Origin of the sequence: Nostoc sp. UIC 10630 (assembly GCF_010747425.1) — a bacterium.
Taxonomy (GTDB): Bacteria; Cyanobacteriota; Cyanobacteriia; order Cyanobacteriales; family Nostocaceae; genus Nostoc.
The window spans coordinates 1-13644 of sequence record NZ_JAAGOG010000095.1 but is presented as its reverse complement, the minus strand read 5'-3'; the positions used below and the strand labels follow the sequence as shown (position 1 = coordinate 13644).

Below are 13644 nucleotides of genomic sequence, written 5' to 3'. Positions count from 1 at the left end.
TCCTATTGTTCTCAAGATCAAGGTGTCCCTCCTCCCCCTGCTGGTGCTGCTGGTGCTGCTGCTGGCACATGCTGAAAGCTCAAGACAACTCGGCGATTGCCCCGGCGATTTGCTTCTGTATCTTGGTTAGTTGTGGCATCAGGGGTAAAGTCTTCGGTTGAACCAGAGCCAATAGTAACAGCACTAATTTGAGCTTCAGCTACACCCTTAGCACGCAGGGCTGCTCCCACTGCCTGCGCTCTGCGTAGAGATAGATCGAGGTTGTGCCCAGATGCGCCGCCGCGCCTGTCAGCGAAGCCTTCGGGAGTTACTTTTACATCAGGGAATCGCCGCAGGTAATCTAAGAATGTATCAATCTTGCCTGTTTCGCTGGAACTCAGTTGGTCGCTGTCGAAATCAAAGTAAAAAATGACTGGTTCGTGTACGTAAAAATCTTGATGCTTCTGCAAAGCTGCATCGAAGGTGGCAGATTGACCATCCTGTGCTGATGCATGATCGTTCTCAACTTTGCCAGCACGGATTTGGAAGCCCCAATGAAGCGCTCCGTAAGTTGTCATGGTGTCTTCTCCCTTAGCCACCGTCTGAAAGTCGAAGTTGAACTCACCAGCCCCTCCGGGAGCATCGGTTAGTTCTGCTGCTTTGATGTCGGTGGGGTCATCGGAGCGTTTGTAACCAATAGTGGCTCCACTTGCCCCACTAGAAGAGGGTCGTGAAAGTCCAGGGGTTGCGGGATTGGGTTGGGCTGGGTCGTTACCAAAGGGGTACTGGGCAGGTAATGCACTTCCGGCTGCGGCATTGGTTCCTGTACCACCGTGAGCAGGTGCATCATTATGCAGCGCATCAGTGAAATATCCGCCTTCAACTCCCGTGGTTGCATCAGCAGTGGTACGGAGGCTAGCACCACTAGCAGCAGGTAAAGACTGAGGTTCGACATTTGTACCTGTAGCATTTGTCAGACGCACAATCTGAATCAGTCCAATCTGGTTAGAGTAGGGAGCGGTGGTTTTGGGTTTGAAACGAATAGTAATCGGTAAACTCGCGCCGTTGGGTGTGGCATTTACTTCAAAAATACCGTGTGTCAGATCGTATGTAGGGTTAATTGCCCGTTGAATCAATTTTCTCTGGGCTGTTCCTGTCTGCTGCACCACATGAGTCAGTTCATGGGCGGTTAATGCATCATTACCTGGTGACTTGCCTGCACCAAAGAAAATGTTTTGCTGGTGCGTAAATGCCTGAGCATTTAAATCCTGATTCATCTGCACCGATTGAGTGCCTGTATGTACCCGTACTTGACTAAAATCTGTACCAAAGCGGGGTTCCATGAAAGAACGCACGGCATCTGGTAATGGGCTTCCTCCACTTTCACTGCTGTTTAGCCGATTCTCAAAGTTTTCCCCAGTTTGGAAGCTGTCATTGGTAGCGAGTTGTAGCGATCGCTTAGTTTGTAATTCTTCTTCTGGTAAAATCTCTCTTTGGATAGATGCATTAATAAGTTTCGTTTGTAGTTCCTCTTCCTCTTCTGGCATTGCCTCCCGTTGCACTAAGGGAGTTATGGCAGAGGCTAGAGGCTTAGTTTGCACTTGGTCTTGAGTCTGTGTATTCTGCAAACCTATTGGCTCTGGTTCAGCCATTCGCATAACCTGATCGGCAACTTTATCGGCTTCCTGCTCATAATGGTCGTCTGGCGCACCAACCGTGAGTTTTGCCTGGGGACGATGCAAGGATATGCGACTAATATCATGACTAAGGGGCTGTTGTTTGACGGCTTCTGGTTCCAAGAATTGCTCATCAGCAGACTGCACTTCTTGAAGCTCTGTTGATGCCTCAGTTAGTCTTTGGATTGGAGGATTATTTGTTTGTAAACCAAAGCCACGCATTGGAGAAGCCAGTGTGGGAATAGTTGATAAAGCAAGGGACGGATTTAGAACAGTGGATATACCTGCTTTTTGGTGCTGAACTATGCGTAGATGCCCAGAAGCTTGTTGTCCGTCATTGCTCATATCACACTTCCTTCATTTATGGCTTAACCATAGGCATATTGATAACACACATCATAAAATTTATCTAATTGCGATCGCTATGGACTAAAGTGGAAATTATTTTGCAATGCGATCGCACTACTGATTACCTAGAGTCGGCCCAGAGGTACCAGCACTCACAGCTTGGTTACGACGCTTGCGGACATCGGCAGCTTGCTGTTGTGCCTTTTCAATCGCTTCATTCTCCTCTGCGTCTGTTGTATACATACCAAAATCCACTATTCCAAGTGATGCGAGATGATCCTCAATTGCATCGATATCTATGATGTTAGAATCCTTCTTTAGCCTGCTCATCCATAAAATCCAAATATCTTTCTCCATCTGGATGACATCATAGTTAGGCATATTGGCAATACTACCCTCTAAAGCAGACATTTTTTCGCTCGCTTGGTCAAGTGCTTTATCCAATGTCTTAGATCCTTTGTCAGTACTGAGGACAGCCATAACAAGATCAACATCCTCGTCAGGGGTCATATCTGCACCGCCGCCGCGCTGTGCTTTGATCTCACCGATTGCATACTCTGCTGCAGCCATTAATAATGCCTGATCCAAACTACCCGATCCAATCTTTGCCATTGATTCATGCAGTTTACTCAAGGATTTCCAAATCTCCATCTTTAACACTTCAGGTTTAAGCCCATCGGGTTGTATATCTTTCCCGGCGACATCAGTCAGTCCACCTGTTGCCTTCGCAGTACCAGCCTCACCAACTTCACCGGCAGCTTCACCAGCTGCCATAAATGCCCATTTACCCAATCCTGTTGCAGCCCCCTTACTTAATCCTTCAACAAGTGCTGCTGCTCCCACTGCCTCAAAACAAAGCCCAACCGCAACACCAATGGCAATTCCTACCACCAGATCAACTAACTCTTGCTGATCGCGGGCTTCCTGTTGGGCAGCAGCCATAACTGTGGCAAACTGTTTGTAAGCTTGATCGTAACGCTCAGAGACCCTTAGCAGTTGTCCCTTTAACGACCCAATGGCTCGGTTGCCATCGCTCTGCAACTTGGTAATTTTTCCTAGCCGCACCAGTGCATTTGCTCTTGCAGATTCCACACTTGGACGGTTCTTTTCCAACAGCAGCAATGTTCCTTCTTGAGGATTAAGATTTTTGTCAGTCTGATCGTCTCGTTGAATCACAGCCTGTGAAATAGGTTGGATATTTTGGGGGTTTTGCTCTCTTTGCACTAGAGGAGTTATTGCAGCTGCTAAAGGCTTGGTTTGAACCTTTTCTTGACTCTGTTCTTCTGGTAGAATGTCACGTTGTACGCCAGAATCAGGCATCGATATGACTTGATTTGCCGTCATGTCAGCTTCTTGTTCGTATTTATCTCCAGGCTGGCTAACGGTAAGTTTTGCCTGTGGGCGACGTAACGATATACGACTTATGTCGTGACTAAGGGGTTTTTCTTTGATGGCTTCTGGTTCCAATAATTGCCCATCAGCAGACTGTGCCTCTTGAAGGTTTGGGGCGACTTCAGTTACTGTTTGGAGTGGAGCAGTATTAATTTGTGAACCAAAGCCGTGTATTGGGTTCGCTAGTGTCGGAATACCTGGTGAGGCAAGCGACGGATTCGTAAAAGTTGATGCGGCTGATTTCTTGCGCCCAATTATGCGATCGCTCATCTCACCCTACCTTAGATTCACAAGGCGTATTTTTGAAACGAATTATACAGTTTGTCTAGTTGCGATCGCTATCGACTTAAGTGGAAATTATTCTCTAATGCGATCGCTCATCTCACTTTTAGCTATACTAAATACGACAAAAATTGCTTAAAACTTTGTGATTGTGCCATAAAGTTTGTCTCATTATCGATAATAAAAGCAACCCTTCAGCAATTTCCCATTGTACTCTATTAGTAAATCGTAACAATATTTTTAACTATGACTACGCAAACACTACCTCCACCAGAAGTTTATCAAGGTCAGTTTGGGGAATTTACAATTACTCAGAGCGATCGCACTGGCGTAATGATCTACCGCGCTGGCTTAATGGTAGCAGCAGTCAGCTTTGCTATAGGCAGCGCTTTGATTTTGTTCAACAATAACCCGACTGTTGTCACTGCACTTACACCTTTATATGCTTGTTTTGGTCTCGCTCTTGGTGTAAGTTTATTTACCATTCATATCTACATGGCATCACTGCATCGAATGTTGCAAATTTTTTGGGCGATCGGTAGTATGGCATCAGTAATTCTGGCAATCTCTAGTACTCAACCTTTAGCTCTAACTGTTTACAATCAGCCTCTTACCTTATTTGGGGTTGGTTTTATTTTCGTTGCTTTGACAGGGATTTATTTTAAAGAGGCTTTTTGCTTCAATCGCTTAGAGACTAAAGTATTAACCCTAATAGTACCGCTACTGTTATTAGGACATTTGGTGGGAATTTTACCAACTCAGGGCGAAAGTGTTTTATTAGGAATTTGGGCAACGTTGTTTTTGGTATTTGCTCTGCGAAAGACAGTGCAAGCAATTCCTGCTGATATTGGAGATAAATCTGTATTTACTTACTTGGAAGAACAACGTCTAGCTAAAATTTAATGCAGGCAAAAAACCGTCGGCGTAAAAATTTTCCAAAAATCAAACTAATAAAACGCCAAGAAATGTGGACACTTACGGCTCAGGGGTGGGCGATTGCGATCGCTTCGATTGTTTATTTAATATTTTTCGCTATTACTCATGTACACTCATTTCTCGCCGTGACTTCCCCTATTAAATCAGCAGAAGTATTAGTTGTTGAAGGATGGCTACCAGATTATGCCATACAACAAGCTTTAACTGAATTTAAAAACGGTTCTTATAATCTAGTAATTACTACAGGAGGATCGATAGAAAAAGGAAATTATCTTAGCGAATACAAAAGCTTTGCAGAAGTATCAGCTGCTACCTTCGAGAAACTCGGTTTAGAATCGGAGAAGGTAGTAGCTGTTCCGACACCAATGGTAATAAAGGATCGTAGTTATGCATCTGCTGCTGAATTTTATCGCTGGCTATCCGATTCCAATTTAAAGCTACAATCAATTAATGTTTTTTCTTTGGATGTTCACACCCGTAGGAGTTGGTTTCTATTCAGAAAAATACTTACACCTAAAGTCCAAGTTGGTGCGATCGCAGCTAAAACTCATGATTACGATCCAAACAAATGGTGGGTTTCTAGCCAAGGTGTGCGGACAATTCTTGATGAAGGCATCGCTTATATCTATGCGCGGTTTTTGAATTGGAAAGCCTAAAAGTAATAATTTGTAATTCCCAGATCCCCTACTTCTCAAAGAAGTCGGGGATCTATCTACTGAGTGTTTTATGTTGAATTAGGACACCTATTACACAAGAAAATTTGGAATGTTTTTCTATTTGGAATTACCTGAATTATCTAGTATTTGTAATAATGCTTGTCGATAAATTTTTAGACCCTCGGCATTGAGATGGTCGCCATCGCTCGTAAAATTCTCTTTAAGAACATTATTTTCATACAATGGTGCTAGTCCTGCTGCTGCAACTGGTACTTTTTCTTTTTCAGCGACTTGATTAATCAGAACATTAATTTGTTCAACTTTAGGAAGTGGGGCTGCAACAGTTGGATCTAAGCTGGCTGCAACTGTTGAATAAAAAGCCGGAATCAGAAAAATCTCTTTATTTCCCATTGTTCTAACAAGTGCGATCGCCTCTTGGAGATTTTTGCTAAACAATTCATCACTAATTCCATACCAAGCATCATTTCCACCTACGGCAATAATAGCTTTTTCGCATTTAACTTTAGTAGAAATTAAACTTTTCAATTGTTCCAGTAATGAGATTGTGCTTAGGCCATTTAACCCAAAATTAAAAGTGCCGCTTCCAAGGGTATTACCAAGCCCAGCCGAAATAGAATCGCCAAATAAGCAACCTGAAAACTGTTTATCTTGGGCGGCGAGTATTTGATATTGCAGTGCAATTTTTCCAAAAGGTGAAGAACTTACATTGTCTTTTGGTGGTGCATCAGCAGAATTAGAAGAGGAATTTGCCAGTCCAACTAGCTTAGAAATTTTTGACACGTCAACAACTAGTTGATTACTAGGATATGCTTCTAAAAAGCTGATTAATCCTAGACCTTCTGGTGATTTTGCTCCGATGATAATGGCAGAACGTAGGGCTTGTGTACTGGCTTGATCGCGACGGGCGATCGCACCAGAAGCAAAAGATAAAATTTGCTTGCCCATTCCTGAATTTATCAACTTATCTAAAGCCACAATATCAAGCGACATTTTCACTTGAAGGGCTTCTTGAAACTTCTCTTTCTCTTTAGCGCTGAGGTAATCTAAGAAAGATTGTAAATCGCTAGAAGCCTTTTGCTTCTCGCCATAGTTGCGTATATCTGCCACCGGGATCGATTGCTCAAACAACCCGTATCTGACAGTAACTTTCTCGGCTGCCAAACTAGGCAACAAACCAAGACCACTATGCACCAGTAAAAATATTAAGCACCCAGATAGGCTTATTAAAAGACGATAAAAATATTTCATCACAGAAGATCAGAAGATAGATAGTCAATAGTTAATAGTCAAGAGTCAAGAGTCAAAAGTCAAGGGGTTAGTCATTTGTCATTAGTTATTAGTCATTTGTCATTTGTCATTTGTCATTAATTCTTTCCCTGCTCCCTCATCCCCCTCAACAGCCAAGCCCAATTTGGGAATACTCAATCCAGTGGGCGTGAGGATGAAACCGTGGTGGAAGAAGGCGCATATTGGATAGCTTGGGCGCAAATTTCGGGAATTGGCCCGGTATTATTGCGACGGCTGCAACAGCATTTTGGCACGCTGGCAACAGCTTGGAACGCTACCAAGGTAGAATTAGGAGAAGTGGAGGGTTTTGGTTTTCAGACACTAGAAAAAGTAGTACAACAGCGATCGCGTTTGCACCCAGAACAACTATTCACCAAGCACCAGCAAGAAAATTCCCATTTCTGGACACCAGCAGATGCAAATTATCCCCGCTTACTGCTGGAAACTCCCAGTCCACCGCCGATTTTGTACTATCGCGGTGAAGTTGAACTCCAAGAAAATCTCGGACAAAAACCGATGGTTGGGATTGTCGGAACCCGCCAACCCTCAGAATACGGTATCCGTTGGACTCGCCAAATTAGTACAGCTTTGGCTAAAAATGGCTTTACAGTTGTTTCTGGGATGGCAGAGGGAATTGACACCGAAAGCCACAGCGCTGCCATGAAAGCAGGTGGACGCACGATCGCAGTTTTGGGAACTGGTGTAGATGTGATCTATCCACATAAAAATCGGGATTTGTACAAGCAAATTTTGACGGCTGGATTAGTTGTGAGTGAGTACCCCACAAAAACCCCACCCGATCGCACGCACTTTCCCCGTCGCAACCGAATTATTGCGGGTTTAAGCCGCGCCATCCTCGTAATGGAAGCGCCTTTAAAATCTGGTGCGTTAATTACTGCTACCTACGCAAATGAATTTGGTAGAGATGTCTATGCCTTACCTGGAAGAGTGGACGATCATCCATCTCAAGGATGCTTAAAGTTACTGAGTCAGGGAGCTTCTTTGATTGTCAAGGAATTAGATGAACTGTTAACAATGCTGGGAGCAATACCACAAATTGATGGAGTCGAGGCTTCCACAGCGCCAGAAAAGTTAATGCCAACTTTATCGCCAGAATTGCAAACGGTAATGGATGCGTTTACAAGTGATGCTTTACCCTTCGATTTTATTGTCCAACAAACCGGTATGTCTGCTGGCTCAGTTTCGGGCGCTTTGTTGCAGTTGGAACTTATGGGTTTAGTTTCGCAATTACCAGGGATGCGGTATCAAAAAAGTTAAGAGTTCAAGGACAATAACATTAATTTAGCTTTGCTTTTAGCAATTTAATAATTATCTTTGAGGATAATACTGTTGATTAATAACTGGAGACTGATAACCATTTGTCGGTACAGTACTTCCCATCCCATTAGGTACAGGACTGATAACAGGGGGCTGATAACCACTCATGGGTACAGTACCTGTCGTACTGTTGGGTAAAGCAGGATTCCCAATCTGGGGCTGATAACCATTTGCGGGTATAGTGCTTGTGGTACTGTTGGGTGTAACAGCATTTTGGTTAAACTCTTGGTAGGCAGCACGAGAAATTGAGCTAATCAGTTTTTCGGCGCGAGGGTCATTTTCGGGGCGTTGTACCATGACGGTGGCTATATAGCGTTTGCCAGTAGGAACAACAATTAAACCTGTGTCTGCCAGCATAGTACTGATATCGCCCGTTTTGTGGAATGCTCTTGCGCCTGTTCCCAAACCCGATGGTAGTAGAGTGTCTCTTTGGGTACGACGCAAGATATCGAGCATGAGATCGCGTGATGGCATACTGACTAAATTCCCCTGACTCACAATAGCCATCAAATTCGCCAATTCTTTGGGACTAGTAGTATTTGTTCCTTGCAAATCTGGCAGGCTATTACGAATTGTTGTGGTTGTCAATCCCCAAGTGCGGAAACGCTGGTTTAACGCCTCCATCCCTCCTAGTCGAGCAATCAGCATATTTGTCGCCGTGTTGTCGCTGATTGTAATCATTTTAGTGACGACTTCCAGGGCATTGTACTTGGTTCCGGCTGGTTTTGACCCCATATCTCCAGAACCGCCAGCTACCATATCCTGTTGCATGGTCAGCATTTCATCAAGGCGAATTTTCCCCGCATCCACATCTTGGAAAAAGGCAAGTAGAATCGGCACTTTAATTGTGCTAGCTGCTGGAAAACTGGTAGAGCCGTTGACATCCACATAATTGCCAGTGTCCAAATCTACCAAGAAAATACCGGGTGCAAGATTTGGGTAGTTTGCTGCCAAATTTTGCACGGCATTTTTCAAGGAAATAATTTCCTGAGATAGGTATAGGCTCGAAGATGCAGTTGGGGGAGCTTGGGTAGGTTGTGGCTGCGATCGCGCCACATTACTATTAGATTGAGGTGCAGAAGTTGTACTGATGCGATTAGCCGGGTCTAATACTGACAACACCGTGCCCACAATTGCACCCATTCCAACACCCACTATCAACAATCGCACAACATATAACATAGTTTTGGCCATTGGCTTTAATCGCGTTTTCCGCGATGAACGCAGGCCTCTTTTTGGCTTTTCCATCCGCACTGTTTTCACCATTACAGCACCTGGTCGAAAGGGAGGAATTTTCCCCTTTACAGTTGGTATTGGTTTTACTGCTGTTGGCATGACTAATCCCGATTTTACCCTACGTGTAGCACCAGGGCTTGGGGGGGGAGCAACGCGATTTTTGGAGCGTGCTAGCGCCGCTTCTCGTCCATTGGCAGCTTGCTGCTGGCTATTAGCTTTAACTTTCTTTTGCGCCACTTTTTGAACTTTTTGTGGACGTTGGCGGCGATTTAGGGGTTGTCGCCGCGAGAAAGCTGTTAGTTCGTCACTTGACTCTGACACAGTTACTCCTTGTGACCGACTTGACTGTTTTCTTGCAGACTCCTGACCCAAAACTTAATCTTTAAGCAATATTAATACTCAAAATTAATACTCAAATTCCACTTTGCCACTAAGTAGCATTTTTGTGTTTAGTTTAAGCCATATTAAATATTTTGGGGGGGTGATTGCGTATATATTAAACGAATAATTACAAGTTTTCACCATCCCTCTGGTTTTTCAGAGCCCATTCTACCTGCTGCAAAATTCCTCGCAGCATGGCTACTTCCCTAGTTTTCAGATGAGCGCGATTATATAGTTGGCGAAATTTTCCCATACGACTAGCTGCTGTATGGGGATATACATAACCAATTTTCAGTAATAGTGATTCTAATTGCTGGTAGTATCCTTCTAAAACATCTAAGGGTGCGAGTTCAGTTTGGGTTATGGTCTGAGTGTCAAATTGTTGGGCAGATTGTGACAATTCATAACAGCAGATTGCCACAGCAGTAGCTAAATTCAGGGCTACATAATCTTGACTGGTGGGAATACCAACAAATCTTTGGGCATAATTTAATTCTTCATTGCTTAATCCCCGGTCTTCCCTGCCAAAAATCAGTGCTGTGGGTTTTTCTGGTTCCTCCAGTAACCAGGGTAGTGCAGTGCGGGGGTTTTCTAAAGGTGTTTCTAAACTGCGAACGCGACCGGTGGTGGCGATCGCCCGTACACATCCATGCAATGCTTCTGGTAAGGTTGCCACTAATACCGCAGATTCTATAATTTCCTGAGCGTGAACAGCCATCATCAAAGCTTCCGTCGAGAGCGGATCGCATTGGGGGTTCACTAATACTAAATTATATAACCCGAAATTTTTCATTACCCTGGCGATCGCCCCGATATTTATCGGCCCAGCTGGTTCTACCAACACAATTCTTAATCCAGCCAAGCCCATGTTTTGCCTCCTGCGATCGCACCATAAAATATTTTTAGGCTAACTCTCAGCGTTGTAGTTCTGCTGAAGAGTTTTCTTGAAATCATTTTACCTGTTTGACGCACTCACCCCTCGAAGAGGTGGAAGTAAAGAAGGCAGGAGGCAGAAGGCAGAAGGGAAGAATGTGAACAGGGCAATAAAGCCGCCCAATTCTTGGCCACCAAATCAGAGATTATGGTGGGGGACTCAGACCCATGTTCCCTCTGATCACGGGCAGAGGGCGAAAACAGTATTCCTTCTGCCTCCTGCCCTCTGCCTTTCTTGTTCAACCACTTATGTGAGATGCTGATTGATGATTAGTGAGTTTTGCCAATGTCTGTTGTTTCTGCCATCACTGTTACTGTTCCCGCCACAACTGCTAATTTGGGGCCTGGTTTTGATTGCATCGGTGCAGCTTTAAAGCTGTACAACGAGTTCAAATTCACTCGCCTAGAAGAAGGTGGGCTAATTATTCATGTCACTGGTACCGAAGCTGAACGAGTCCAAACTGATGAAAGCAATCTTCTCTACCAGGCGTTTGTCAAATTCTATCAACATATAGAGCAAACGCCGCCAACTGTGAAAATAGAGATTAAGTTAGGTGTCCCACTGGCAAGGGGTTTGGGTAGTTCGGCAACAGCAATTGTGGGCGGATTAGTTGCGGCAAATCAACTTGAGGGTGCTACTCTTTCTCAGTCGCAGGTGATGGAGTTAGCGATCGCAATGGAAGGACATCCTGATAATGTAGTGCCAGCTTTGTTGGGAGGATGTCGTCTGGCTGCTACCAGTGGCACAGCCTGGGAAATTTGTGATGTTCCTTGGCATAAAGATGTTGTACCAGTTGTGGCTATTCCTAATTTTGAACTTTCCACTTCAGAGGCGCGGGGTGTTTTGCCAACTGAGGTGAGTCGCGCTGATGCGATTTTCAATACGGCACATTTGGGGTTACTGTTGCGCGGCTTGGAAACTGGTAACGGACAATGGTTAAAGACAGCTTTGCAAGATAAGTTGCATCAGCCCTATCGGAAAGCTTTGATTCGTGGTTATGATGCTGTCAACATTGCCGCTGTTAGTGCTGGTGCTTATGGTATGGTAATTAGTGGTGCGGGGCCGACACTGTTAGCTTTGACAGATCAATTACACTCAGAGGCTGTGGAGGCGGCGATGTTAGCTGCTTGGCAAGAAGAAGGAATTACAGCCGAGGTGCGATCGCTTTCCCTCGATACCCAAGGCGCAAAAAGCTTTTAAGATTTTACTCAGCACTTAAAACTCGATTTATGGAGCAAATTCAGGCTGAAGTGGCGGCGCTTAACTCTCAAATTGAAATTCTTTTAGAAGAACGCGCTGCACTAACTATTAATAATGTCATCTCTAGCGAGAATGATTCACCCCAGGCAATGGTTGAAGCATATCGCCGTCAAGCCAGGGAAAATGCCCAGTTATCAGTTGAACTCCAAGGCATTGATGCTGCGATCGCAGCTTTGGAAGTCCAAATCAAACAAAAACAAAATAAATTAGTGCGTTGGCAAGTTGAATCAAAACAACTTACCCAACAGCAGCAGCTAGAAGAAGCGAAAGAAGTGGCACAGGTTCATGCTCAACGCATTAATCAACTGGCTGGAGAATTGGCGGCAGAAGTCCGTTTTCTTAAAGCTTGTGCCAATGAACTGAGTCCAATGTATTGGCAGATTTATTACAAGCCTTTCATTACTGGGTTCAAAACAATCTCCGTTCCTTATGTCCGCTCTGATTTAGAAGTGTGGACAATTGTCAACCGGATTGTTTAATTCTCTGAGCTTTGGAATCCCCCGCTATATCAGGTACTCCTGATTAGCGGTGGAAGGATGTCAATGCTTAATAAATTTCCAAGTTCCGCTACCACTATCTCTATCTGCGCCAGCAGCCGTTGAGACACACAACAAATTTCCATCACAACCTCTACCTCTGGTATCTAAGTAACCTCCTTGACCATTACCATAACCATTCACAAGTTGAACAGGCTGATCTTCACGTAAGTCATTTGAAGATTTGTATTTAGAAATTATTTTCCAGGTTCCGCTACCACTATCTCTGTTGGGGTTGTTGGCTGTAGAGACACACAGTAGATTCTCAGAACAGTTTCTTCCCCGCGTGTCTAAGTAACCACCAGCACCTCGATCGTATTGATTTTGCAGGTAAACGTCATCGAGCGACTCAACAACTCCTGTTTTGCCAGTTTTTGATAGAATCTTCCAAGACCCACTACCGTTATCTCTGTTGGGGTTGTTGGCTGTAGAAACACACAGCAGATTCTCAGAGCAGCCTCTTCCCCGCGTGTCTAAATAACCTCCTTGCCAATTGTCGTAACCATTAACGAGCTTGTATGTTTGTCCATACCTGAGTTTTTGGTTTGCTGAATGTGCCTGACTCGAATTAACATTGGTAACACTGAATATACCTGTTGTTAACAATAAGACAGCACCCATTGTTGCTTTGACAAGAGTAGATTTCTTCATAATAAATTGCTCCTTGTTTTCACTAATAATTGTTTCAAGATTTTCTGAAAGGTCTGCTTGTTTTGGCTTTGACAAGAGTCGGTTTTTCTTGAACACTTTCACTCTATTAGTAAAATTTCTAGGAGTCGATGAGGATAAGTTAGGGAAAGTTAAGGAGTTGATTTTTGCATTTCGCCTTTGTATAGCATTAGAGAAATTTTGATCCTGGTGTGCGGGGAATGTTCAAAGGTATGTTAGGACTACTACAAACAGAAGCCACTTTTAGAGCATTTGCGCCGAAAATAATCCCACTAGGATTGAGCAAAAACAGATTAGCGCTACTATTGGCTTTAATTAAACCATCAACGTTGGAAACACTGCCGCCAGTGACGCGACTGAAGATATTTTGCACATCTGCGGCATTTTTGAAAAAAGCCAAGCCATTGCTGGGAACTGAAAATTGGCTGAAGCTGTGGAAGAGGTTGTTGCCAACTCTATTATCGTTGGTGATGGTAAAGTTATCGCCACTTTGAGAGACAGTGGTATTTAAAGTGCTATCAGGAGTTACTTGGGCACTCACAGAGCCGCACCAAATTGGCATTACCATCAACGGCACTATTCCAGCGCACAGAACCAACCAAATAGAGGTCGCACTCATTGTCAAGCCTTTATTTAACGTGAGTTCGACGATTAGAAAAAGCCAAAAAGCTTGTGATATATGAATTTGCTCAACTGGGAAAGACCAAGCGATG

At 44.1% G+C, this 13644-nt stretch carries 11 protein-coding genes and 1 pseudogene; 5 read left to right on the top strand and 7 right to left on the bottom strand.

Annotated features, from left to right (window positions below; genetic code table 11):
* Nucleotides 1-17: 17 nt before the first annotated feature.
* Together G1O98_RS20885 and G1O98_RS39025 are read right to left on the bottom strand one after the other, a co-directional pair.
* The gene (locus G1O98_RS20885; RefSeq protein WP_163931293.1) at nucleotides 18-2000 is read right to left on the bottom strand and encodes a DUF4157 domain-containing protein; all 1983 of its coding nucleotides are present in this window, start codon (nucleotides 1998-2000) and stop codon (nucleotides 18-20) included.
* Nucleotides 2001-2117: 117 nt separating this feature from the next.
* Nucleotides 2118-3665 (bottom strand): hypothetical protein, encoded by a 1548-nt coding sequence (locus tag G1O98_RS39025; protein WP_175586788.1) that lies wholly within the window; start codon nucleotides 3663-3665, stop codon nucleotides 2118-2120.
* A 258-nt stretch (nucleotides 3666-3923) separates the two neighbouring features.
* Here G1O98_RS39025 and G1O98_RS20875 point away from each other — a divergent pair, with 258 nt between their 5' ends.
* Both G1O98_RS20875 and G1O98_RS20870 read left to right on the top strand, forming a co-directional pair.
* Nucleotides 3924-4580 (top strand): DUF2301 domain-containing membrane protein, encoded by a 657-nt coding sequence (locus G1O98_RS20875; protein ID WP_163931290.1) that lies wholly within the window; start codon nucleotides 3924-3926, stop codon nucleotides 4578-4580.
* Nucleotides 4580-5269 carry an ElyC/SanA/YdcF family protein gene (locus tag G1O98_RS20870; protein WP_163931287.1) on the top strand — a complete coding sequence of 230 codons (690 nt, stop codon included), beginning with the start codon at nucleotides 4580-4582 and terminating at the stop codon, nucleotides 5267-5269. Before G1O98_RS20875 ends, G1O98_RS20870 begins: the two co-directional genes overlap by 1 nt.
* Before the next feature lie 117 nt (nucleotides 5270-5386).
* Here G1O98_RS20870 and G1O98_RS20865 read toward each other — a convergent pair whose 3' ends face one another.
* Nucleotides 5387-6481: an alpha/beta hydrolase gene (locus G1O98_RS20865; RefSeq protein ID WP_345940574.1), complete on the bottom strand. Its 1095-nt coding sequence runs from the start codon at nucleotides 6479-6481 to the stop codon at nucleotides 5387-5389.
* 258 nt (nucleotides 6482-6739) lie between these two features.
* Here G1O98_RS20865 and dprA point away from each other — a divergent pair, with 258 nt between their 5' ends.
* Nucleotides 6740-7855: a DNA-processing protein DprA gene (dprA, locus tag G1O98_RS20860; protein ID WP_163931284.1), complete on the top strand. Its 1116-nt coding sequence runs from the start codon at nucleotides 6740-6742 to the stop codon at nucleotides 7853-7855.
* Nucleotides 7856-7906: 51 nt separating this feature from the next.
* Here the strand turns inward: dprA and G1O98_RS20855 are convergent, their stop codons facing one another.
* Complete coding sequence (locus G1O98_RS20855) at nucleotides 7907-9472, bottom strand: serine hydrolase (RefSeq protein ID WP_345940573.1); 1566 nt, start codon at nucleotides 9470-9472, stop codon at nucleotides 7907-7909.
* A gap of 187 nt (nucleotides 9473-9659) precedes the next feature.
* Nucleotides 9660-10400: an RNA methyltransferase gene (locus G1O98_RS20850; protein WP_163931278.1), complete on the bottom strand. Its 741-nt coding sequence runs from the start codon at nucleotides 10398-10400 to the stop codon at nucleotides 9660-9662.
* 351 nt (nucleotides 10401-10751) lie between these two features.
* On the opposite strand from G1O98_RS20850, the gene thrB reads away from it, so the two are divergent.
* Nucleotides 10752-11666 (top strand): homoserine kinase, encoded by a 915-nt coding sequence (gene thrB, locus G1O98_RS20845; RefSeq protein ID WP_163931275.1) that lies wholly within the window; start codon nucleotides 10752-10754, stop codon nucleotides 11664-11666.
* Between the two features lie 29 nt (nucleotides 11667-11695).
* Entirely contained in the window at nucleotides 11696-12205 is a 510-nt protein-coding gene (locus tag G1O98_RS20840) for a hypothetical protein (protein WP_012408879.1), read from the top strand.
* Nucleotides 12206-12265: 60 nt separating this feature from the next.
* Here the strand turns inward: G1O98_RS20840 and G1O98_RS20835 are convergent, their stop codons facing one another.
* Together G1O98_RS20835 and G1O98_RS20830 are read right to left on the bottom strand one after the other, a co-directional pair.
* On the bottom strand, nucleotides 12266-12913 hold the full coding sequence (locus G1O98_RS20835; RefSeq protein WP_012408878.1) for a hypothetical protein: 648 nt from the start codon (nucleotides 12911-12913) through the stop codon (nucleotides 12266-12268).
* A gap of 265 nt (nucleotides 12914-13178) precedes the next feature.
* A pseudogene (locus tag G1O98_RS20830) lies at nucleotides 13179-13499 on the bottom strand (filamentous hemagglutinin N-terminal domain-containing protein); the annotation flags it as partial.
* Nucleotides 13500-13644: the final 145 nt, after the last annotated feature.

Coding starts and splice junctions, on each gene's coding strand:
- G1O98_RS20885 (WP_163931293.1), bottom strand. CDS start 2,000: ATGAGCAATGACGGACAACAAGCTTCTGGGCATCTACGCATAGTTCAG.
- G1O98_RS39025 (WP_175586788.1), bottom strand. CDS start 3,665: ATGAGCGATCGCATAATTGGGCGCAAGAAATCAGCCGCATCAACTTTT.
- G1O98_RS20875 (WP_163931290.1), top strand. CDS start 3,924: ATGACTACGCAAACACTACCTCCACCAGAAGTTTATCAAGGTCAGTTT.
- G1O98_RS20870 (WP_163931287.1), top strand. CDS start 4,580: ATGCAGGCAAAAAACCGTCGGCGTAAAAATTTTCCAAAAATCAAACTA.
- G1O98_RS20850 (WP_163931278.1), bottom strand. CDS start 10,400: ATGGGCTTGGCTGGATTAAGAATTGTGTTGGTAGAACCAGCTGGGCCG.
- thrB (WP_163931275.1), top strand. CDS start 10,752: ATGTCTGTTGTTTCTGCCATCACTGTTACTGTTCCCGCCACAACTGCT.
- G1O98_RS20840 (WP_012408879.1), top strand. CDS start 11,696: ATGGAGCAAATTCAGGCTGAAGTGGCGGCGCTTAACTCTCAAATTGAA.
- G1O98_RS20835 (WP_012408878.1), bottom strand. CDS start 12,913: ATGAAGAAATCTACTCTTGTCAAAGCAACAATGGGTGCTGTCTTATTG.